Annotated in this window: 19 protein-coding genes; 16 read left to right on the top strand and 3 right to left on the bottom strand. The window is 61.3% G+C overall.

Annotated features, from left to right (window positions below; all coding sequences use genetic code 11):
* Window positions 1-29 precede the first annotated feature (29 nt).
* Genes glgB through LGQ03_RS16250 form a run of 5 tightly spaced genes read left to right on the top strand, consistent with a single transcriptional unit; the run spans window position 30 to window position 8754 of the window.
* A complete protein-coding gene (glgB, locus tag LGQ03_RS16270; RefSeq protein ID WP_226749257.1) occupies window positions 30-2234 on the top strand; it encodes a 1,4-alpha-glucan branching protein GlgB in 2205 nt (734 codons plus the stop codon).
* 29 nt (window positions 2235-2263) lie between these two features.
* Window positions 2264-3535 carry a glucose-1-phosphate adenylyltransferase gene (gene glgC, locus LGQ03_RS16265; RefSeq protein ID WP_226749256.1) on the top strand — a complete coding sequence of 424 codons (1272 nt, stop codon included), beginning with the start codon at window positions 2264-2266 and terminating at the stop codon, window positions 3533-3535.
* A gap of 4 nt (window positions 3536-3539) precedes the next feature.
* Window positions 3540-4976, top strand: coding sequence for a glycogen synthase GlgA (glgA, locus tag LGQ03_RS16260; RefSeq protein WP_226749255.1), 1437 nt, complete (start codon window positions 3540-3542; stop codon window positions 4974-4976).
* Window positions 4973-7099, top strand: coding sequence for a glycogen debranching protein GlgX (gene glgX / locus LGQ03_RS16255; protein ID WP_226749254.1), 2127 nt, complete (start codon window positions 4973-4975; stop codon window positions 7097-7099). The genes glgA and glgX overlap by 4 nt, the downstream gene beginning before the upstream one ends.
* Before the next feature lie 29 nt (window positions 7100-7128).
* Window positions 7129-8754 (top strand): alpha-D-glucose phosphate-specific phosphoglucomutase, encoded by a 1626-nt coding sequence (locus LGQ03_RS16250; protein ID WP_226749253.1) that lies wholly within the window; start codon window positions 7129-7131, stop codon window positions 8752-8754.
* Window positions 8755-8760: 6 nt separating this feature from the next.
* Here the strand turns inward: LGQ03_RS16250 and LGQ03_RS16245 are convergent, their stop codons facing one another.
* Window positions 8761-9576: a helix-turn-helix domain-containing protein gene (locus tag LGQ03_RS16245; protein WP_226749252.1), complete on the bottom strand. Its 816-nt coding sequence runs from the start codon at window positions 9574-9576 to the stop codon at window positions 8761-8763.
* 75 nt (window positions 9577-9651) lie between these two features.
* Between LGQ03_RS16245 and pobA the strand changes: the two genes are divergently transcribed.
* Window positions 9652-10821 (top strand): 4-hydroxybenzoate 3-monooxygenase, encoded by a 1170-nt coding sequence (gene pobA, locus LGQ03_RS16240; protein WP_226749251.1) that lies wholly within the window; start codon window positions 9652-9654, stop codon window positions 10819-10821.
* Between the two features lie 87 nt (window positions 10822-10908).
* Entirely contained in the window at window positions 10909-11241 is a 333-nt protein-coding gene (locus LGQ03_RS16235) for an Hpt domain-containing protein (RefSeq protein ID WP_226749250.1), read from the top strand.
* Here LGQ03_RS16235 and LGQ03_RS16230 read toward each other — a convergent pair.
* The gene (locus LGQ03_RS16230; protein ID WP_226749249.1) at window positions 11238-12008 is read right to left on the bottom strand and encodes a DUF2189 domain-containing protein; all 771 of its coding nucleotides are present in this window, start codon (window positions 12006-12008) and stop codon (window positions 11238-11240) included. The genes LGQ03_RS16235 and LGQ03_RS16230 overlap by 4 nt on opposite strands.
* Before the next feature lie 57 nt (window positions 12009-12065).
* On the bottom strand, window positions 12066-13421 hold the full coding sequence (gene hemN / locus LGQ03_RS16225; protein ID WP_226749248.1) for an oxygen-independent coproporphyrinogen III oxidase: 1356 nt from the start codon (window positions 13419-13421) through the stop codon (window positions 12066-12068).
* Between the two features lie 53 nt (window positions 13422-13474).
* Here hemN and fnrL point away from each other — a divergent pair, with 53 nt between their 5' ends.
* The 9 genes from fnrL (at window position 13475) to ccoS (ending at window position 22010) form a co-directional block, all read left to right on the top strand.
* Window positions 13475-14209 (top strand): transcriptional regulator FnrL, encoded by a 735-nt coding sequence (fnrL, locus tag LGQ03_RS16220; RefSeq protein ID WP_090160027.1) that lies wholly within the window; start codon window positions 13475-13477, stop codon window positions 14207-14209.
* 111 nt (window positions 14210-14320) lie between these two features.
* The gene (gene ccoN / locus LGQ03_RS16215; RefSeq protein ID WP_226749247.1) at window positions 14321-15922 is read left to right on the top strand and encodes a cytochrome-c oxidase, cbb3-type subunit I; all 1602 of its coding nucleotides are present in this window, start codon (window positions 14321-14323) and stop codon (window positions 15920-15922) included.
* Between the two features lie 10 nt (window positions 15923-15932).
* Window positions 15933-16658, top strand: coding sequence for a cytochrome-c oxidase, cbb3-type subunit II (gene ccoO, locus LGQ03_RS16210; protein WP_056037392.1), 726 nt, complete (start codon window positions 15933-15935; stop codon window positions 16656-16658).
* A 9-nt stretch (window positions 16659-16667) separates the two neighbouring features.
* Window positions 16668-16895: a CcoQ/FixQ family Cbb3-type cytochrome c oxidase assembly chaperone gene (locus LGQ03_RS16205; RefSeq protein WP_090159956.1), complete on the top strand. Its 228-nt coding sequence runs from the start codon at window positions 16668-16670 to the stop codon at window positions 16893-16895.
* Window positions 16888-17751: a cytochrome-c oxidase, cbb3-type subunit III gene (gene ccoP / locus LGQ03_RS16200; RefSeq protein ID WP_226749246.1), complete on the top strand. Its 864-nt coding sequence runs from the start codon at window positions 16888-16890 to the stop codon at window positions 17749-17751. Before LGQ03_RS16205 ends, ccoP begins: the two co-directional genes overlap by 8 nt.
* Before the next feature lie 152 nt (window positions 17752-17903).
* Window positions 17904-19313 (top strand): cytochrome c oxidase accessory protein CcoG, encoded by a 1410-nt coding sequence (gene ccoG / locus LGQ03_RS16195; protein ID WP_226749245.1) that lies wholly within the window; start codon window positions 17904-17906, stop codon window positions 19311-19313.
* Complete coding sequence (locus LGQ03_RS16190; protein WP_226749244.1) at window positions 19310-19759, top strand: FixH family protein; 450 nt, start codon at window positions 19310-19312, stop codon at window positions 19757-19759. Before ccoG ends, LGQ03_RS16190 begins: the two co-directional genes overlap by 4 nt.
* Window positions 19756-21873, top strand: coding sequence for a heavy metal translocating P-type ATPase (locus tag LGQ03_RS16185; RefSeq protein ID WP_226749243.1), 2118 nt, complete (start codon window positions 19756-19758; stop codon window positions 21871-21873). The genes LGQ03_RS16190 and LGQ03_RS16185 overlap by 4 nt, the downstream gene beginning before the upstream one ends.
* Window positions 21870-22010: a cbb3-type cytochrome oxidase assembly protein CcoS gene (ccoS, locus tag LGQ03_RS16180; RefSeq protein ID WP_056037410.1), complete on the top strand. Its 141-nt coding sequence runs from the start codon at window positions 21870-21872 to the stop codon at window positions 22008-22010. Before LGQ03_RS16185 ends, ccoS begins: the two co-directional genes overlap by 4 nt.
* The last annotated feature ends 525 nt before the right edge of the window (window positions 22011-22535 follow it).

Genomic DNA, 22535 nt, shown 5'->3' with positions numbered 1-22535 from the left:
AGCGCTGACACCAACTTCGGAGGTTCTTCATGCCGGCCACAAAAACCCCATCCGCGACAACGCTTGTCGACTACAATGCCGCCCGTGACATTGTTTGGGGTCAATGCCGGTCTCCCTTCGATGCCCTTGGCCTGCAACAGCGTGACGGTGGCTGGCTGCTTACGGTTTTCGTGCCCGGTGCCGAATCGGTCACCTGCGTCACGGCAGACAAACGCATCGCGCTGGACCGGTTGGACGACCATCCCGGCCTGTTCATAACGGCCTTTGCCAAACCGCCCGAAACCTACAGCCTCGAGGCGATGGCGGACGGCTATACGTGGTCCTTTGATGATCCCTACCGCTTTGGTCCGGTGCTGACCGACGAAGATATCTATTTTCTTGGCGAAGGCAGCTACAAGCGTTTGTGGAAGGCACTGGGTGCCCACGTCATGACGCACGAAGGCACCGACGGCACGCATTTTGCTGTCTGGGCCCCGAATGCGCGGCGTGTTTCCGTTGTCGGCAATTTCAATGTCTGGGACGGGCGCCGTTTGCCGATGCGCCCCATCGGTGCATCCGGGGTCTGGGAACTGTTTGTGCCGGGGATCGGCACGGGCGAAATCTACAAATACGAAATCATCGGGCCGAACGGCGAACATCTGCCCCTCAAGGCGGATCCGTTCGGCTACGGGTCCGAACATCCACCGGCGACCGGGTCCGTGGTGCGTGATATCCGCGATCCCGCATGGTCCGACGCCGACTGGATGAAGACCCGCGCCGATCTGCAACACATCGACGCGCCAATTTCGATCTACGAGGTCAACCTCGCCAGTTGGAAACGCGCGCCTGGCAACCGCCCGCTGTCCTATCTGGAACTGGCCGAGGATCTGGTCGACTACGCCGTCTGGATGGGGTTCACCCACATCGAGCTGATGCCGATCAGCGAACATCCCTTTGACGGCAGCTGGGGCTATCAGCCCGTCGGACTGTATGCGCCAACGATCCGCCACGGCACACCCGATGAATTCCGCGCATTAATCAACGCAGCCCACCGCAAGGGGCTGGGTGTCCTGCTGGACTGGGTGCCCGGGCATTTCCCGATTGATGCGCACGGACTGAGCGAATTCGACGGCACGCACCTGTATGAACATGCCGACCCGCGCGAGGGATTCCATCAGGACTGGAATACACTGATCCCGAATTTCGGCCGCACCGAGGTCGCGAACCACTATCGGTCAAACGCACTTTACTGGCTGGAAGAATACCATCTGGACGGGCTGCGCGTAGATGCCGTCGCTTCCATGCTCTATCGTGACTACAGCCGCAAACATGACGAATGGGTCCCGAACAAGGACGGCGGGCGCGAAAATTACGAGGCCATCGCGCTGCTGCAAACCACCAACACCCTGGCCTATGGCGAGGTGCCCGGCATCATGACCGTGGCCGAGGAAAGCACGGCCTTTCCCGGTGTGTCGCGGCCCGTCGAATACGGCGGCCTGGGTTTCGGGTTCAAATGGAACATGGGCTGGATGAACGACAGCCTGCGTTACATGGAAAAAGACCCCATTCATCGCCGCCACCACCATCACGAGATGACATTCAGCCTGCACTACGCATTCGGTGAAAACTACGTGCTTCCCATCAGCCACGACGAGGTGGTGCACGGCAAGGGTTCCATGCTGACCAAGATGCCCGGCAATGCGTGGGAAAAATTCGCGAACCTGCGGGCCTACTACGGGTTCATGTGGACCCACCCGGGCAAGAAGCTGCTGTTCATGGGGCAAGAGTTTGCGCAATCCAAGGAATGGAACCACAACCAAAGCCTTGATTGGCACGAATGCGATGATGGCCGCCACAAGGGCGTGCAGATGTGGGTGCGCGACCTGAACACGCTGTATCGCGCGACCCCTGCGCTGCACGTCAACGATGTCCGCCCGTCCGGTTTCCAATGGCTCGAGGCGAACGATGCCGATGCCTCGGTATTTGCATTCGTGCGCATTGGCGGCGTGGATGATCCAAAGGTCGTAGTCGTCATGAACATGACCCCGATCGAACGGACCGGCTATCGCATCGGTCTGCCCGCCAAGGGCCGCTGGCGCGAGGCGCTGAATTCCGACGCCGAAGCTTACGGTGGCGGCGGGCGCGGCAACATGGGAGGTGTTGACGCAGAAACCCGTGCCTGGATGGGGCAGGATCATTCCGCCGAGGTCACGATCCCGCCGCTGTCCACCGTCATTTTTGTCCAGGACAACTGAATACCATCCGCCACCAGGGAGTGAGACCAATGAAACCCAAGGCCAATCCAAGACTGTCGAACAAGGCGCTGGCATTCGTGCTGGCCGGCGGGCGTGGCAGCCGCCTCAAGGAACTGACCGACAACCGCGCCAAACCGGCGGTCTATTTCGGCGGCAAGACCCGGATCGTCGACTTTGCCCTGTCCAACGCGCTGAATTCCGGCATGCGCAAGATGGCGATCGCCACCCAGTATAAGGCGCACAGCCTGATCCGGCATTGCCAGCGGGGCTGGAACTTTCTGCGGGCGGAACGCAACGAATTCCTTGATATCCTGCCTGCGTCGCAGCGGATGGACGAAGCTAAATGGTACGTCGGCACGGCCGATGCCGTCACCCAGAACATCGACATCATCGACAGCTACGGCGTTGAATACATTGTCATCCTGGCAGGCGACCACATCTACAAGATGGATTACGAGGTCATGCTGCAACAGCATGTCGACACCAAGGCGGATGTGACGATCGGCTGCCTGACCGTCCCCCGGATGGAGGCGACTGCGCTGGGTGTGATGCATGTGAACGATCAGATGCAGATCACCGATTTCCTCGAAAAGCCGGCTGATCCGCCCGCCATTCCCGGCGATCCCGACCACGCGCTGGGGTCAATGGGTATCTACATCTTTGACTGGCAGTTCCTGCGGACCTTGCTGCTCGAGGATATGCACGACGACAACAGCAGCCACGATTTCGGCCACGACATCATCCCCCATATCGTCAAGAACGGCAAAGCCATGGCGCACCGTTTTCAGGACAGCTGCATCATGTCGGGTCTGGAAACCGAACCCTACTGGCGCGACGTGGGCACCGTGGATGCGTTCTGGCAGGCCAACATCGACCTGACGCTGTTCACCCCGCCGCTGGACCTCTATGACAACGAATGGCCGATCTGGACCTACGCGGAAAGCGTGCCACCTGCAAAGTTCATCCACAACGAGGATGGCCGTCGCGGGACGGCGGTGTCGTCGATGGTGTCTGGCAACTGCATCATCTCCGGGTCCGAAGTGACTGAATCGCTGCTGTTCACAGGTGTGCGAACACATTCCTATGCCTCGCTGAACCGGGTTGTGGCGCTGCCGCATGTGGACGTGGGCCGCAAGGCAGAGCTACGCAACTGCGTGATCGACCGCGGTGTGCAGATCCCCGAAGGCATGGTGATCGGCATCGATTCCGAACAGGATCGTGAAAACGGTTTCCGCGTCACTGACAAAGGCGTCGTGCTGGTCACCAAGGCCATGATCGACGCCTATCTCGCGCGGTCCTGATCCCATGGGTGGTCGGGTCTTATCGGTCACGTCGGAATGCGTTCCCCTGATCAAGACAGGGGGCCTGGCAGACGTGGCCGGTGCCCTGCCCTCAGCACTCGCACCGCTGGGCTGGGACATGCGCACGTTGTTGCCAGCCTACCCCGGATTGATCGACCAGCTGGGTGCCGTGACCGAGGTCTGGGCTGACAGCGATCTGTTCGGCGGTCCGGCCTGCGTGTTGCTGGGCCAGATCGGCGGGGCTGCGATCATGTTGCTGGATGCGCCGCATCTGTTTGCGCGCGACGGCGGGCCCTATGGCAACCCGCACGATTTCGGCGACAATCCGCAGCGGTTCGCCGCGCTGTCGTGGGTTGCCGCCCAGATCTCGGCGACTGGGACGACCGATGGTTGGACACCTGATATCGTGCATTGCCACGACTGGCAGGCGGGTTTTGCACCGGCCTACATGGATCTTTGCGTGGACACGAAGGCCAAATCGGTCGTCACGATCCACAACATCGCTTTTCGCGGCGAGGCACCGGGCGCGGCCCTGGGGTCGTTGCGCCTGCCGATCGAAGCGTTCCACAGCGACAGCCTGGAATACTGGGGCAACCTGTCCAGCCTCAAGGCCGGGCTGGCCCATGCCGACGCGATCACCACCGTCAGCCCCACCTACGCCGACGAACTGATGCGCCATGAATTCGGGTTCGGGCTGGAAGGTCTGCTGCAATACCGTGCCGCCGATTTCCACGGCATCCTGAACGGCGTCGACGAAACTGTCTGGGATCCCCAGACAGACCCCCACATTTCCAAGACCTATGGCAAGGCGTCGCTGGCCAGGAAACAGCACAATCGGACGGCCTTGATGGCAGAATTCGGACTGGCGAGCTGTGACGGCCCGCTGGCCGTCGTTGTCAGTCGTCTGACCGACCAAAAAGGCATGGACCTGCTGGTCGCCGCCATCCCTGATTTCATCGCCGGCGGTGGCTGTCTGGCGGTGCTGGGATCAGGCGACCCGCAGATCGAAAACGACCTCAAGTCGCTGGCCAAGGCGCATCCTGGCCGGATCGGCCTGCGCATCGGCTATGACGAAGCCCTGTCGCACCGCATGTTCGCAGGCGGCGACGCGGTTCTCGTGCCGTCGCGGTTCGAACCATGTGGCCTGACCCAGCTATATGGTTTGCGCTATGGCTGCGTACCGGTCGTCGCCCTGACGGGTGGGCTGGCCGATACTGTCATCAATGCAACACCGATGGCCCTGCAGGACAAGGCAGCGACCGGCCTGCAATTCCATCCCATCGACGCGCTGGCATTCGGTCAGGCCCTGATGCGCCTCATTGCCTTATACTCGGACAAGAAAACGTGGACAGGTTTGCAAAAAAAGGGCATGTCGCAGGCGCTAGGTTGGCAGACCTCTGCGTCCGCCTACGCTGACTTGTACGAAGGCCTAACCGTTTGAATGCCCAACTTAACCAGTCTGTCCCGACGAAACTGCGCGACCACCCACTGACGGCGGGCAAACCCTTTCCGCTGGGGGCGACATTCGACGGGGCGGGCGTGAATTTCGCCGTCTTTTCCGAACATGCCGAACGCATCGACCTGTGCCTGTTCAGCGATGACGGGCGCAAGGAACGCGCGCGCCTGCCGCTGTTGGAACGCGACGGCGATGTCTGGCACGTTCATGTCGCGGGCCTGACACCGGGTGCGAAATACGGGTTTCGGGTGCACGGGCCCTATGCCCCCGAAGAAGGGCACAGGTTCAATTACAACAAACTGCTGATCGATCCCTATGCCAAACGCCTGTTCGGCAAACTGAAATGGTCCGACGCGCTGATGGGCTACCGTGTCGGCAGTCCGCGTAGCGATCTCAGCTTTGACTCGCGTGACAGCGCCTTTGCAGCGCAGCGCAGCGTCGTGGTGGACCCGTCGTTCAACTGGGGCCGCGACCTGCCCCCCGAAATCGCCGCAACCGATACCGTCCTCTACGAGGCCCATGTCAAAGGCATGACCGCCCGCATGCCGGGCGTCGCGTCGGCCATGCGCGGCAAGTTTCTGGGCATGGCGTCCCAGCCCGTGCTGGATCACCTCAATAAGATCGGCGTGACCACCGTCCAGCTGATGCCGTCACAGGCCTATGTCGACGACCATTTTCTCGTGCGGCAGGGACTGCGCAACTACTGGGGCTACAACAGCATCGGATTTTTCGCGCCGGAACCGCGCTACATGACCGAGGAAGGTGTCTGGGAATTTCAGACCATGGTCCGGCGGTTCCACAAGGCCGGCATCGAAGTCATCATGGACGTGGTTTACAACCACACCGCCGAAGGCAACGAAATGGGTCCGACCCTGTCGTTCCGTGGTTTCGACAACAAATCCTACTACCGATTGACCGACGACGGTCGGGGCTACGTGAACGATACAGGCGTCGGGAACACGCTGCGGACCGAACACCCGATGGTGCTGCGCATGATTATGGATTCCATGCGCTATTGGGTCGAAACGATGCACGTGGACGGGTTCCGGTTCGACCTCGGCACCGCACTTGCCCGCGAAAAGGACGGTTTCGACCGCGAGGGCGGGTTCCTGGATGCGTTGCGACAGGACCCGGTGCTGAGCCGCGTGAAACTGGTGACCGAACCCTGGGACCTGGGGCCTGGCGGCTATCAGCTGGGCGCGTTTCCGCACCCTTTCATGGAATTCAACGACAAATTCCGCGACGGCGTGCGCAAATACTGGCGCGGCGATGCGGGCCTGACCGCCAATCTGGCCAAAAGGGTCGCCGGCAGTGCCCGCCAGTTCGATCATTCAGGCCGCAAAGCCACTGCCTCGATCAACTTTGTGACCGTGCATGACGGCATGGTTCTAGATGATCTGGTGTCCTACAACGTCAAGCACAACGCCGCCAACGGCGAGGACAATCGCGACGGCAAGGACGACAATTATTCCGATAACATGGGTGTCGAAGGTCCGACGGATGATCCCGCGATCCGGTCCGCCCGTGCCCAGCGCAAGCGCAACCTGCTGGCCACCGTGTTTCTGTCGCAGGGCACGCCGTTCCTGCTGGGCGGGGACGAGATCGGCAACAGCCAGTGGGGCAACAACAACACCTTTGCACAGGACAACGACACGGGCTGGCTGAACTGGGACCGTCTGGATCAAAAGCTGCTGGATTATGTCGCGCGGCTGTCCCGCTTGCGTCGCGACCACCCGGTGTTGCGGCAGACGCGGTTCCTGCATTCTCGCCCACGTCGAGAGGACGGCATGCCCGATCTGTTCTGGCGCAAACCTGACGGCACCCCGCCCACACAAGAAGACTGGGACGATCCACGCTGGCGCGCCTTGTCTGTCGAAATGCGCACGGCCTCTGACACCCCCGACTATGCGGCATCGCATGATGTGGTGTTCATCACCTTCAACGCGGGTCCGGCCATCGACATCACCCTGCCGGATTGCAGCACGGACAGCCCCTGGGAACTGATCCTGGATACAGCCAACCCAGAGGACGGCACACAGTGCATCGCCACACAAACCTTCCGTGTTGCAGCGGATTCGGTCTGTGTCTTTGCTCGGACGACGGATTGATCTAGCTTCCTGTGTAACAGGAGGACCCCATGAACACCGTTGCAACGACACCCATCGACGGGCAAAAGCCCGGAACCTCTGGCCTGCGCAAGAAAACCCGCGTTTTCATGCAGCCGCATTTCCTTGAAAACTTTGTCCAGAGCATTTTCGACGGGATCGGGGGTGCCAGGGGCAAAACCTTTGTGCTGGGTGGCGACGGGCGTTTTTTCAATAAACGCGCCGCACAGGTGATCCTGCGCATGGCGGCCGCCAATGGTGCCACCCATGTGATCGTTGGCCGCGATGCGCTGCTGTCGACCCCAGCGGCCAGCCATCTGATCCGCCTGAACAAGACCGATGGCGGCATCATCATGTCCGCCAGCCACAACCCCGGCGGCGAGGACGAGGATTTTGGCGTCAAGTTCAACATGGCCAACGGCGGCCCGGCCCCGGAATACGTCACCAACGCAATGTTCGAACGCACCCGGACCATTCAGGAATACCACATCGTCGAGGCACAGAACGTGGACCTGAGCACGGTGGGTGACACGGAACTGGCGGGGATGAAAATCACCGTCGTCGATCCCGTCGCGGATTACGCCGCGCTGATGGAAACCCTGTTCGATTTCGATGCGATCCGCGCGATGTTTGCCGGTGGGTTCCGCATCCAGTTCGACGCCATGTGCGCGATCACCGGCCCCTATGGCCAAGAGATCCTGGAGAACCGTCTGGGGGCCGCACCGGGCAGCGTCGTGCATGGCACCCCCTTGCCCGATTTCGGCGGCATGCATCCGGACCCCAACCCCACCTGGGCGCACGAATTGATGGACACGATGAACGGCCCCGACGCGCCCGATTTCGGGGCCGCCAGCGACGGCGACGGCGACCGCAACATGGTTGTTGGCCCCAACATCTACGTCAGCCCATCCGACAGCCTGGCGGTTCTGGCGGCCAACGCGCATCTGGCCAAGGGCTATGCCGCGGGTCTCAAGGGGGTCGCGCGGTCCATGCCGACCTCTGCCGCCGTGGACCGTGTCGCAGAAAAAATGGGGTTGGCCTGCTTTGAAACCCCGACGGGCTGGAAATTCTTTGGCAACCTGATGGATGATGGCCGGGTGTCGCTGTGTGGCGAGGAATCGTTTGGCACCGGGTCCGACCATGTGCGCGAGAAGGATGGTCTATGGGCGATCCTGATGTGGCTCAACATACTGGCGAAACGCCAGATGAGCGTTGCCGAAATCATGCGCGACCACTGGCAGAGCTACGGGCGCAACTACTATTCCCGCCACGATTACGAGGCCGTGGACAGCGACATCGCCAACACGATGATGGACGATCTGCGCAGCAAGTTGGACGGTCTGGTCGGCCAGACCATTCAGGGTCACCGCGTCAGCGAGGCCGACGATTATGCCTATCACGATCCGGTAGATGGATCGGTCAGCGCACAGCAGGGTATCCGTGTCCTGTTCGACGGTGGCGCGCGTTTCGTGATCCGGTTGTCAGGCACCGGCACATCCGGGGCCACGATCCGGCTGTATCTGGAATCGCTGGAAACCGATCCTGCGAATTTCGATCAGGACCCGCAGGACGCATTGCGCTGGATCATCCTGGCGGCCGAGGACATCGCCGGAATCCGCGCGCGCACCGGCAAATCTGGACCAGATGTCACGACCTGACCAAGGCTAACCTTCGAACCGCTTGCGATAGGCGCGCGGGGTGCAGCCGATCCCCTTGCGGAACGCCCGGGCAAAATGTGTGGGGTCCGAAAACCCCAGGTCATAGGCGATGACGGTGATCGGCTGGCGCGTATAGGCCAGCCGTTTGCACGCCAGTTCCAGCCGGTAGGCCATCACAGCCCCCATGACGGACATCTGGGCGCGGGCGCGCACGACCCTGTTGAGACTGGAGGCCGACGCGCCCAAACTGCGGGCGTAATCGCCGACACTCCACCCTTGGGTAGCGTGATTGCGCAAGGCTACCTCGAAACGCGTGAACAGGTCCGCGGTGTTGCCCGCTGCTGGTGTTGCTTCGGCGCATTCCCAGATCAGTGCCGCGGCGAGGGCGCGCAAACTGGGATCACGGGGACCATCCGCGTCCGCGTGCCGGTCCTGCAGGATCGCAATCAGCCCCGTGATCCGCGCGGTCGCCGCACGTTGCTGGACGCGGTCCACCTGCAAGGCGCTGTCGTCCAGTAGCGTCGTAGGAATGGACACGACGACCCCGACGGTCCCGGCAGCAAAGGTAAAGCCGTGCACGGCATTCGGCGGCAGCACGATCACGACCGGTGGCGTCAGCGTTTCCGATCCATGCGCCAGATGCAGTGTTGCCTCCCCTTGCTGGACGTAGAGCACCTGCAAAAGACCGGGATGCCGGTGGCTGGCAATGCGCCAACCATGCTGCGCGGCGCGGTCCACGATGGCCTCGACATGCAGAACGTCAGGAAAAATCGCACGTTCGCCAAACAGTGCGTAGTCCGGCAGTTTGATTGCATTGGTCAAGTATAAGCCCCGATTCTGCCAGATATGGCCTATGTCTGAATGTATTGTGCCAGCCAGTCAGGGGAGGTGTCTATCATGCGCACGCAGGTTTGTATCATTGGTGGCGGGCCGTCCGGTCTGCTGTTGTCGCAACTGCTGGACCGGGCCGGGATCGATACGGTCGTGCTGGAACGCCGCAGCCGTGACTATGTGCTGTCACGCATCCGCGCCGGCGTGCTGGAATCCGGCACCGTTGGCATGTTGGAAAAGGCCGGGATCGCCACCCGCGCCCACGCTGAAGGGTTACCCCACACCGGCACTTACCTTGCCGTGCAGAATACCGGATTTCGCATCGATTTCGACGCGCTGATCGGCAAACAGGTGCTGGTCTATGGCCAGACCGAAGTGACCCGCGACCTCTATGATGCCCGCGAAAAGGCGGATGGAATCGTGGTGCATGAGCTCGACGGGGTCGAATTGCATGATCTTGATACCGACGCGCCCCACGTCACCTACGTCAAGGACGGCACGACACACCGGATCGATTGCGACTATGTTGCGGGATGCGACGGGTTTCACGGACCTTCGCGGCAGGCCATTCCAAAGGATGTTCTGACCGAATATGAACGGGTCTATCCCTTTGGCTGGCTGGGCGTCATGGCCGATCTGCCCCCTGTCAGCCACGAACTGATCTATGCCAACCATCCGCGTGGCTTTGCGCTGGCCTCGATGCGCAGCCCGACGCGCAGCCGCTACTATATTCAGGCACCGGTCGATGATCCCTTGGACAAATGGACCGACGATGCGTTCTGGGATGAATTCCGCAGGCGACTGCCGCACGATTCCGCCGAGGCGCTTATTACTGGGCCGACCATCGAAAAATCCATCGCGCCGCTGCGGTCCTATGTGGCTGACCCGATGAAATGGGGGCGTCTGTTTCTGGTGGGGGACGCAGCCCATATTGTGCCGCCCACGGGGGCCAAGGGTCTGAATCTGGCCGTTTCCGACGTGCACTATCTGTTCGAGGCGCTGACCAGTCACTACCGGGACGGCGATGACCACGGGATCGAGACCTATTCCCAGACCGCGCTCAAACGGGTGTGGAACGCGATCCGGTTCAGCTGGTGGTTCACGACGACCATGCACCGTTTTCCCGGGCAGGAACCCTTTGACCAGGCGATCCAGGACAGCGAATTGCGCAACCTGCAAACTTCGGTCAATGCGCAAACCGTGTTTTCCGAGAACTATGTCGGGATGCCTTATTAACCTCTGAATTGCCCGTATCGGATCACACTGTCGCCCCAGTCACCGACCAGACATATCCTCAGCCGCCGACAGAATGAGGATTGCGCAATGACACAGACGACAGTGAACCCCGTTTACATGGGTCGGATGCAGCAACGCTTTATCCAGAACTACTACGCGCGACACGATGCCCTCGAAGTGCTGTTCGAGGCCAAGGCCTACCGTGACGCGCTGGCGATCCTGTCCGACGTTCACGGCTCTGCCGAGGCGCTGGGGCTGACGGCATTGGGCCAGGCAGCCGCACTGGTGCGTGATTTTCTGACCACCGAACTGAACACGGCCGAACCCTCGGACCGGCTGATGCACACGGCGCTGAACGCCTACCTCGATGTGTCGATGGAATTCTGCAACCCGACCGAACGGTTCCTCGCGACAGCCTAAGGGTCGGATACAAGCCGCTGGTAGAGGTGCCACGACGCGTGCCCCAGAATGGGCATCGTCACGAACAGGCCCAGAAAGACCGGCAGCGCCGACAGCAGGGTCACGACACCGATGAACGCGCCCCAGACCAGATAGGCCATCGGCTGTTCCAGAACGGCAGACAGCGACCGCAGCATCGCGGTTATGAAATCCACATCACGGTCCAGCAGCATCGGCATTGCGTGTACGCTCAACGCAAGGACAAGCCCGGAAAACATCGCCCCCACCACCGTGCCGACGGCGATCATGGTCAAACCCGAGGGCGTCAGAAAAACGGCGAGTGACGTCGAAATGTTCGTCATCGGCGCAAGTCCCAGAAACAGGGCAAAGATCATGTGCCCGATGAAAAACCAGAACAAGAAGATCACCACCACGATCGCGGCGAGCCACGGTATCTGACCGTTCCGGGCCGCCCAGATCAGGCTGGCAACCTGGCGCAGTCCGGGGCGCAGGTCGCGGCTGCGCTGTCTGCTGACCTCGTAAAATCCGACGGCAGCCAATGTGCCCACCATGGGAAACCCCAGCACCGCGAGCACCAGCCAGAACGTCTGTCCGGTCATTACCGTAACGGCCGCCATGCCCAGCCCGGCCAGGACAAAGACGCAGGCCAGGCAAAGGTCGATCCACAAGGCTGCCCGAAAGTCTCGGACGCCCAGCGCCAGACTGGCCGTGAAATCGGACCAGACGACCGGTCGGATGGTGGGCGGTGGCGTGGCATTCTGCGTCATGCGGGTCTGTCCCCTGCTGGTGCGATGACGAAAGACGGGATGTCATCGTGCCCCCGGTCAGACGGCGACGGAATGCGCGACCAGATCGGCGCGGAAACCGTCGATGTCGTGGGCGATGATGCGCACCAGCATCCGTGCCTCTGGCCGCAGCGTGACGACGTTGCAACGACGCTCCAGCACATCTGGAAACCGTTTCATAAGCCCGGCAATATAGGTTTCGATCTGCGACCATCTGTCGGGGAAACTGGCGTGCAGCCTTTGCAGATCGATCCTGAACCGACACATCAGGTCCTCGATCATCGTGGCGATCAAACGGTCCCTGGGCGTCAACGCGAAACCCTTGCTGCCTGCGAACCCCGTGTCCTCGATCCGCCCGTGATAGGCCGAGGTGGCAACCGCATTCTGCACATAGCCCTGCGCAAACCGCGAAATCGCAGAGGCACCGAACCCGATCAGCGTGGGGCTGGCATCATCGGTATAGCCCTGAAAATTGCGCCGCAGCACCCCTGCCGCATCGGCCGTCGCCAGCGAATCATCTGGCCGTGCAAAGTGGTCGATACCGATGGACTGGAATCCCATCTCTTCAAACCGGGTTCTGGCCTGTTCTGACAGCGACAGGCGCATCAATGGGTCCGGCAGATCAGCCGCACGGATCATCACCTGCCGCTTGGACATCCACGGCACATGAGCATAGCCATAGATCGCAAGTCTGTCAGGCTCCAGCGACAGAACACGGGTGATCGTTTCGCCAAATGTCACGGCGGTCTGGTGCGGCAAGCCGTACAGCAGGTCCAGGTTCAGGCTGGGCACACCGGCATCGCGCAACCAGTGGACCACATCGCGCGTCTGGGCAAAGGATTGCTGTCGCCCGATGGCCCCCTGCACCACCGGGTCAAAATCCTGCACCCCGATGCTTGCACGGTTCAACCCATGATCCGACAACACGGCCAGCAGATCGGGTGCTGCATCGGTCGGGTCGATCTCGACCGAAAACTCGAAATCGGCGGTAGGGGTGAATTCTCCGAACACCGCCGCCAGCAGCCGTTTCATCAGGTGCGGCGACAGGATCGTTGGCGTCCCGCCCCCCAGATGCAGCCGCGACATGCGCACGCCGCCCGGCAAGGCGGCAGCAACGGTCCCGATTTCCTTGACCAGCTGCGTGATATAGCCCGCAACCGGGTCCAGCGTCTTGGTGCCCTGGGTGCGGCAGGCGCAGAACCAGCACAATCGCCTGCAAAACGGAATGTGGATATAGACCGAGATTTCGCTGCCATCGGGCACGGCGGCCAGCCAGCCCCGCTGGGCCTGCAATCCCACATCAGTTTGAAAATGATTTGCCGGCGGATAGCTGGTGTAGCGCGGCACCTTGGCGTCGAACAAACCGTAACGGGTGAGTAGGTCTAGATTTTCCATGGTTGAATGTCATAGGGTGGTCACAGCCAAATTCTTTGATCCAGATCAACCTCATGCAAATCGCCCTGACCGCCGCGGTACGCTGCGCCGAATGCCCCATCCGTCATCGTGCCGTCTGCGCGCGTTGCGACGACGACGAGCTGTCGCTGCTGGAGGGCATGAAAACCTACAAGACGTTCAAGGCCGGGCAACCGATCCTGTGGCGCGGTGACGATCTGGTTTTTGTCGCCTCGGTTGTTCAGGGCGTCGCCGCATTGTCCAAGACGCTGGAGGACGGGCGCACACAGATGGTCGGCCTGCTCCTGCCGTCTGATTTCATCGGGCGCCCCGGCCGCGGACAGATCGATTTCGATGTAACCGCGACCACCGATGTGACCCTGTGCTGTTTTGATCGCAAGCCGTTTGAAAAACTGGTCGATGACACACCGCATGTGGCCCATCGCCTGATGGAACTCGCGCTGGACGAGCTGGATGCCGCACGGGACTGGATGTTGCTGCTGGGGCGCAAGACCGCACGTGAAAAAATTGCGACCTTTATCCAGATGTTCGTCCGGCGCACCCATACGGATGAACAGGCTGCGGGGCCCGACCAGTTCAACATGCCGATGACCCGTGACCAGATTGCCAATTACCTCGGCCTGACGCTGGAAACGGTCAGCCGCCAGTTCAACAGCCTGAAAAAAGAAGGCGTGATCTCTTTTGGTGATCGCAAGACGTTCACGGTCGTCGACATGGCGGCCCTGCACAATGCAACCGGCGACGATGCAGACGGCGGCATGATCGACTAAAGCTTTTTGCGGGTTTTGATCCAGATCAAGGAAACCCGCCACCACCTTGTCCATACCGACCTTGCGAAAACGAGCAGCTCTTGCGTGCTCGCATGATTGCAAGGGAACACAATGGACTACGTCAAACTTATCATACTTGCGTTGATCACGCTGATCGCCGCAATCGGCGCGAACTGGGCGCACGACCTAGCCTATCAGGTCCACGCCGTCCTGATCATGGTCATTGCCGCGGGCCTGTTCATCTGGATCTTGCGCCAGGCGGACGAGCCAAAACCCGCCGTCGATACCCACCGCTACGCCGATGGCGTCATCCGTGCGGGGGTCATCGCGACGGCCTTTTGGGGGATTGCCGGTTTTCTGGTCGGAACATTCATCGCGTTCCAGCTTGCCTTTCCGGCACTGAATTTTGACTGGGGCCAGCCCTTCACGAACTTTGGCCGCCTGCGTCCGCTGCACACCAGTGCGGTGATTTTCGCGTTCGGCGGCAACGCCCTGATCGCCACATCGTTCTACGTCGTGCAGCGCACCAGCGGCGCACGCCTGTGGGGCGGCAAGGCGCATTGGTTCGTTTTCTGGGGCTATCAGCTGTTCATCGTTCTGGCCGCAACCGGCTATCTGCTGGGGGCCACGCAATCCAAGGAATACGCAGAACCCGAATGGTACGTGGACATCTGGTTGACCCTCGTCTGGCTGACATACCTGGCCGTGTTCCTCGGCACGATCTTTCGCCGCAAGGAACGCCACATCTACGTGGCGAACTGGTTCTTTCTCGCCTTCATCATCACGGTCGCCATGCTGCATGTGGTGAACAACCTGTCCGTCCCGGTCAGCATCTGGGGCAGCAAATCCGTGCAGATCTTCAGTGGTGTGCAGGATGCGATGACCCAGTGGTGGTATGGCCACAACGCCGTCGGGTTCTTTTTGACGGCCGGTTTCCTGGGGATGATGTACTATTTTGTGCCAAAGCAGGCGAACCGCCCAATCTATAGCTACAAGCTGTCGATCATCCACTTCTGGGCGCTGATCTTTCTCTATATCTGGGCCGGCCCGCACCACCTGCACTATACGGCGCTTCCTGACTGGGCGTCGACGCTGGGCATGGTGTTCTCGATCGTTTTGTGGATGCCCAGCTGGGGCGGCATGATCAACGGCCTGATGACCCTGCAAGGGGCCTGGGACAAGCTGCGCACAGACCCGATCCTGCGGATGTTCGTCCTGAGCCTTGGGTTTTACGGGATGTCCACCTTCGAGGGTCCGATGATGTCGATCCGCGCGGTCAACAGCCTGTCGCACTACACCGACTGGACCATCGGCCACGTGCATTCCGGTGCGCTGGGCTGGAACGGCATGATCACCTTTGCCTGCATCTATTTCCTCACACCGCGCCTGTGGGGCCGCAAGGAAATGCATTCGATGTCCGCGATCAACTGGCACTTCTGGCTCGCGACGCTGGGAATCGTTCTCTACGCCGCATCCATGTGGATCTCTGGCATCATGGAAGGCCTGATGTGGCGCGAGGTCGACGACCAAGGGTTCCTGGTCAACAGCTTTGCCGACACGGTTTCCGCAAAATTCCCAATGTATGTGGTGCGTGGACTGGGCGGTGTGATGTTCCTCGCAGGGGCACTGATCATGTGCTGGAACATGTGGATGACCATCCGCGGGGCCGCACCGGCACGGGCCGCCCTGCCCCAAGCAACCCCAGCGGAATAAGGAAAAGAACATGGGAATCCTGGACAAACACGCCATCCTTGAACGCAGCCCGACGCTGCTGCTGGTCAGTTCGCTGCTTGTGGTCACCGTCGGCGGCATCGTGGAAATCGCACCGCTGTTCTGGCTGGAAAACACCATCGAAGAGGTCGAGGGGATGCGTCCCTATGCGCCGCTCGAACTGGCGGGCCGCGACATCTACATCCGCGAGGGATGCTATGTCTGCCACAGCCAGATGATCCGCCCGATGCGTGACGAGGTCGAACGCTACGGCCATTATTCGCTGGCCGCGGAATCGATGTACGACCACCCGTTCCAATGGGGGTCGAAGCGCACCGGACCGGACCTCGCCCGTGTCGGCGGGCGCTATTCGGATGACTGGCACGTGGCCCACCTGAAGGACCCGCAATCCGTCGTCCCCGAAAGCGTCATGCCCAAATACGCGTTCCTGTCGGAAACTGCGATCAGCGGTGAATACATCGAGGATTTGCTGCGTACCCACCGTTTCGTGGGCGTGCCCTATACCGACGACCAGATCGCCCATGCCAGCGCGGATTTCCGCGTGCAGGCCGATCCTGACGGTGACTGGGACGCGCTGGTCGAACGCTATCCCGGTGCGGTCGTGTCGAACTTTGACGGACAGTCCGCCCTGACCGAAATGGATGCGCTGATCGCGTATCTGCAAATGCTGGGCACATTGGTCGATTTTTCGACCTTCACCCCCGATGCCAGCCGATAGGAGGCCGCGATGGACACTTATTCTTTCTTGCGCGAACTGGCGGACAGCTGGGTGCTGCTGGCCATGTTTGCCTTTTTTGCAGGCGCGGCCGTCTGGGCCTTTTGGCCCGGCCTCAGCCACGCCCGCGAGGACGCCAGCATGATCCCCTTTCGCAACGATACGGCGGAAAAATCCTGCACCAATGATTGCGCAGCCTGCAAATGCGGCGACGAATGGAAGGACAAATTCAATGTCTGACGAACAGATCGACCATGAAACCGGCGTCGGGACGACCGGCCACGAATGGGACGGGATCAAGGAACTGAACAACCCGCTGCCGCGATGGTGGCTGTGGACGTTCTACGCCTGTATCGTCTGGGGGATCGGATATACGATCGCCTATCCCGCATGGCCGATGATTTCAGGTGCGACGTCAGGTGTTCTGGGTTTCGCCACCCGCACCGAGGTGGCGCAGGACATCGCAGCCCACGAGGCTGAAAACGCCGATCTGGTCGCCGCCCTGAATGCCGCTGACCTGACCGACCTGCCCCCGACGGACGACCTGCACCGCTATGCGGTCGCACGCGGCGGGGCCGTGTTCCGGGCCCAGTGCAGTCAGTGTCACGGACAGGGTGCGGCCGGCACGACCGGATTCCCCAACCTGCTGGACAACGACTGGCTGTGGGGAGGCGACCAAGAGGCGATCGCCTATTCCATCCGTCACGGTATCCGCAACGACACCGACTGGGATGCGCGCTATTCGCAGATGCCCGCCTATGGCGAGATATTCGATGACGGCGAAATTGCCGCGGTGGTCGAATACGTCACCAGCCTTGGCAACACCGATTTCGACGCATCGCTCGCGCAGGCAGGTGAAGGTCTGTTCATGGACAATTGCGCCGCTTGCCATGGCAACGACGCAGGCGGAAACCGCGATCTGGGTGCGCCCAACCTTGCGGATGCGATCTGGCTTTATGGTGGGGACCGCGCGGCACTGACCGAAACCGTCACCAACGCACGTTTCGGCGTCATGCCCGCCTGGGGCCAGCGCCTGAGCGAGGAAGACGTGCGCGCAGTTGCTGTCTACGTACATGCGCTGGGAGGCGGAGAGTAGGCAGAGCGCGGGCCACATCCCGGCCCGCAATCCCAAGGCGGCCCTGTTCGCAATACATGCCGCCTTGGGGCATTTGCAGATGGTGTTTGACACAGATCAAGGCACAGCCTGCACCGACATCCTAGACAGGTCTCGCGAACAGGAGACCCACGATGTCCGAAACACAATTATACGCCCCGCGCGAACCGATCTTTCCGCGCCGCGTCTCCGGCAGGTTCCGCCAACTGAAATGGTGGATCATGGCCGTGACGCTGGGCATCTACTACCTGACCCCCTGGATCAGATGGGATCGTGGCCCGAACATGCCCGATCAGGCGGTGCTGGTGGATATGGCGAACCGCCGGTTCTATCTTTTCTGGATCGAGATCTGGCCTCACGAGTTCTATTTCGTGGCAGGGCTGCTGATCATGGCCGGGTTGGGCCTTTTTCTGTTCACATCGGCGCTGGGCCGGGTCTGGTGCGGCTATACCTGCCCCCAGACCGTCTGGACCGATCTGTTCATCCTCGTGGAACGCTGGATCGAGGGCGACCGCAACGCGCGCGTCCGCCTGCACCGGGCCAGGTGGGATCTGCACAAATGGCGTCTGCGCCTGACGAAATGGACGGTCTGGCTGCTGATCGGTCTCGCGACGGGCGGGGCATGGGTGTTCTATTTCACCGATGCGCCCACACTGGCCCGCGATCTGGTGCAGTTCACAGCAAATCCCGTGGCCTATGTCACGATCGCGATCCTGACGGCGACCACCTTTGTGTTCGGTGGGTTCATGCGCGAACAGGTCTGCAACTACATGTGTCCCTGGCCCCGCATCCAGGCTGCGATGATGGACCCCGATACGATCACTGTGGCCTATCGCGACTGGCGCGGCGAACCGCGCGGCAAGAAACGTGACGCTGACACGGGCGATTGCATCGACTGCATGGCCTGCGTGAACGTCTGCCCTGCCGGGATCGACATTCGCAACGGGCAGCAGATGGAATGCATCACCTGCGCGCTGTGCATCGATGCCTGCGACGACGTGATGGACCGGATCGGCAAACCGCGCGGTCTGATCGGCTATATGGCACTGACCGACGAAGCGGCCGAACGGGCGGGCCAGCCGGTCAAATCGGTCTGGCGGCATGTCCTGCGTCCGCGCACGCTGCTGTATACGGCGGTCTGGGCCAGCATGGGGATCGGACTGGTCTATGCGCTGTTCATCCGGTCCGATATCGAACTGACCGTCGCTGCCGTCCGCAATCCGACCTATGTCGTCCAGTCCGATGGCGCGATCCGCAACATCTATGACGTGCGCCTGCGCAACAAGCAGGGCGAGGATGCGCAACTTCAGCTCAGCCTGACCAGCGACGCCACATTGCAGATCACCCTCCAAGGTCAGGACGACACCGATACCGTCACGGTTCCCGCCGACACAACGGTCCTGCAACGGGTCTATGTCACGGCCGACCCGCAGGCCCCTGCCGCCGGTCGCGCCGTCACGGACCTGCGGTTCTGGGTCGAAGACCTGAGCAGCGGCGAACGCACCAGCCAAGCCACGACATTCAATGGAAAGGAAAGCCAATGACCGAAGTCAAAGGATGGCATGTCCTCGGCATCTTTGTTCTCGCATTCGGGGTCATCATCTCGGTCAATCTGACGCTGGCGTTCAACGCGGTGCGGACGTTCCCGGGGCTGGAGGTCAAGAATTCCTATGTCGCCAGCCAGTCGTTCGACGCCGACCGCACGGCGCAACAGGCACTAAGATGGGATGTTGCCGCCCGACTGGAGGGGGACGAACTTATCCTTGCCATCCACCGTGACGGACAGGCCGTGGCACCCACGATCGAATCCGCCATCTTTGGCCGTGCCACGATGGTGGCCGCCGACCAGACGCCCGTTTTCGTCTTTGACGGTGACGTGTTCCGGGCGCACGTCGATGCAGGGGCCGGCAACTGGAACCTGCGGCTGCAGGCGCGAGCCGCTGACGGGACATTGTTCCAGCAGCGGGTCATCGTGCAGGTGCAGTCATGACCGCCGCCTGCCCCGCCTGCGCCGGTATTCCCGCGGCCAGCGCCGCCGCCACCGGACCCGCGCTGATGTTTTCGGTGCCGACGATCCATTGCGCCGCCTGTATCGGCAAGATCGAGCGCGGACTGGCCACCCTGAACGGCGTCGCCGATGTCCGGGTGAACCTGTCGCTGAAACGGGTGTCGATCACGGGACCCGTCGATCCTGGCCGTGCGCTGGACGCGCTGAAATCACTCGGATTCGAGGCTTATCCGCTCGATCTTCAGGCACTGGCTGCAGCACAGGACAACGTGGGCCGCGCGCTCTTGATCCGGCTTGCGGTCTCGGGCTTTGCCATGATGAATGTCATGCTGCTGTCGGTCGCGGTCTGGTCGGGTGCACAGGATGCCACCCGCGACCTGTTTCACCTGATCTCGGCCCTGATCGCACTGCCGACTGTCGCCTATGCGGGACAACCGTTTTTCATCAATGCCATGTCCGCCTTGCGGGTTGGTCGGTTGAACATGGATGTGCCCATCTCGCTGGCCATCCTGCTGGCCGCAGGCATGTCCCTGTTCGAGGTTCTCAATGGCGGCAGGCACGCCTATTTCGATGCAGCGATATCCTTGACGTTCTTTTTGCTGATCGGGCGTTATCTGGATCACCAGACCCGGACCGCCGCGCGATCCGCTGCCAAGGAACTGACCGCACTCGAGGTGCATACCGCACAGGTGCTGATCGACGGCCTGACCATGACGACCCCGGTGGCGGACATCAGGGCGGGCGATATCCTGGTCGTGCCGACCGGCGAACGTGTCCCCGTGGATGGCACATTATCCAGCGAAACGGCCCTGCTGGACCGGTCGTTGCTGACCGGCGAGAGCGAAGCGGCAGAAACCGCAAGGGGCGATCACCTGCAAGCCGGAGAGGTGAACCTTGCCGCGCCATTCCATCTGGTGGCCACGGTCGATGGCACCGACACCAGCCTGCGCCGCATGGCGGCACTGGTTGAAACCGCTGAAAACGGACGCAACCGCTATACCAGTCTGGCCGACCGTGCGGCACGGATTTATGCACCCGCCGTGCATTTGCTGGCGTTGTTCGCCTTCATCGGCTGGGTGGCCTACGATGGCGACCTGCGTCACGCGCTGAATGTCGCCATCGCCGTGCTGATCATCACCTGCCCCTGTGCGCTGGGCCTTGCCGTGCCCGCCGTCAGCACGAGCGCCATCAGCAGGCTCTACAGCAAGGGGTTTCTGGTCAAACACGCCACGGCCCTCGAACGTCTGGCAGAGGTGGACCACGTGGTGTTCGACAAGACCGGCACGCTGACCCTGCCTGCGCATGTCGACCTGACAGGGCTGGACGCCAATCAGCGTGCCATCGTCGCAGGACTGGCACAGGTCTCCAGCCACACCTGGTCTCGCGCCGTGCTGTCGGAACTGGACGATGTCCGGGCGGCATCCCTGGATGATGTGACCGAGGACGTGGGCAACGGCGTGCTGGCTTTCCACGACGGTGTGCCTGTCGCACTGGGACGCGGATCATGGCTGAATGCGCCGTTCCGCGGACTTGGGCTCCGGATCGGAACGGCCCCTGCCATCTGCCTGCAAACGACCGAACGGCTGCGCGACGGGGTCGCCGCTGCCATCGCGGGGATGGACCTGAACTGTGAAATGCTGACTGGCGATGGCCCTGCCCCGGCGCGTGACATGGCGGATCGGCTGGGAATCGGTTTCACGGCCGATGCCAGACCGCAGGACAAGCTGGATCGACTGCGCCAACTGGATCAGCAAGGCCGACACGTTCTGATGGTGGGTGACGGGTTGAACGACACCGCGGCACTGGCCTCGGCACATGCCTCGCTTGCGCCATCCACGGCCCTTGATGCATCGCGCAACGCGGCTGATGTCGTCATCCTCAAGGAAAGCTTTGCCGATCTGCCCCTGCTGATCCGGGTCGCCCGCATGACCCGCCACCTGTCGCAGCAGAATTTCGCGATTGCGGCGCTATACAACTGGATCGCAGTGCCTGTGGCGCTCTTGGGCTATGCCACGCCGCTGGCCGCCGCACTGGCGATGAGCGTGTCATCCATCACCGTTCTGTTGAACGCCCAGCGCATGCGGTTCGTGAAATGAATGTCCTTGTGATCCTGATCCCTGTCTCGCTGATCCTCGGGGCCTGCGGCTTGGCCGCGTTCCTGTGGACGATCCGAACCGATCAATACGACGACGCGCAGGGCAACGCCGCACGCATTCTGCTGGATGACGACTGATCCGGTGTCAGATCGTGGTGCCCCCGGCCGGAACAACCCCTCATATAAAATCGCGAAAATTCAAGAGATTACCTTTCGCGAAATCAGGACTGTGGACCAGAATGTGGACCTTGAATTGCGTGAGTGTAAGCCGAAACCGGACGTACTCTGTGACGGCACCCTAGTACTCTAATGACTGCAGCACGGACGGTACCTGTGCCGTCAACCCACGCCTGATGGGCGGATTCCGGACTTTCGCTGCTGATGCAAATGCGAAACTTCTGGACGGCTAAGCTCGAGCTGCAACTGGCATCGTTCCGCGTTTTCCTCTGAGGTCAACCTGACAGGCTACATCTTGCTTGCTCCACCACACCAAACACCACTATTTGTGGCTGAATGAATAGCGTGCCCGAATAGAATCTTGGTGCGAAATTGTATTGTTGAGAGGTGGTTCTGATGCCGACACTAACACACGAGCAAACAATCAATACCTGAGGTGCCCCTAGTTTTCTAGACGCCTGCCTCGTTCATTTTCTGCTGTTTCAT

This window comes from Loktanella gaetbuli (genome assembly GCF_020531945.1).
Classification (GTDB): Bacteria; Pseudomonadota; Alphaproteobacteria; order Rhodobacterales; family Rhodobacteraceae; genus Loktanella; species Loktanella gaetbuli.
The sequence above is the reverse complement of the archived record's forward strand: the minus strand, read 5'-3'. Positions and strand labels throughout refer to the sequence as shown.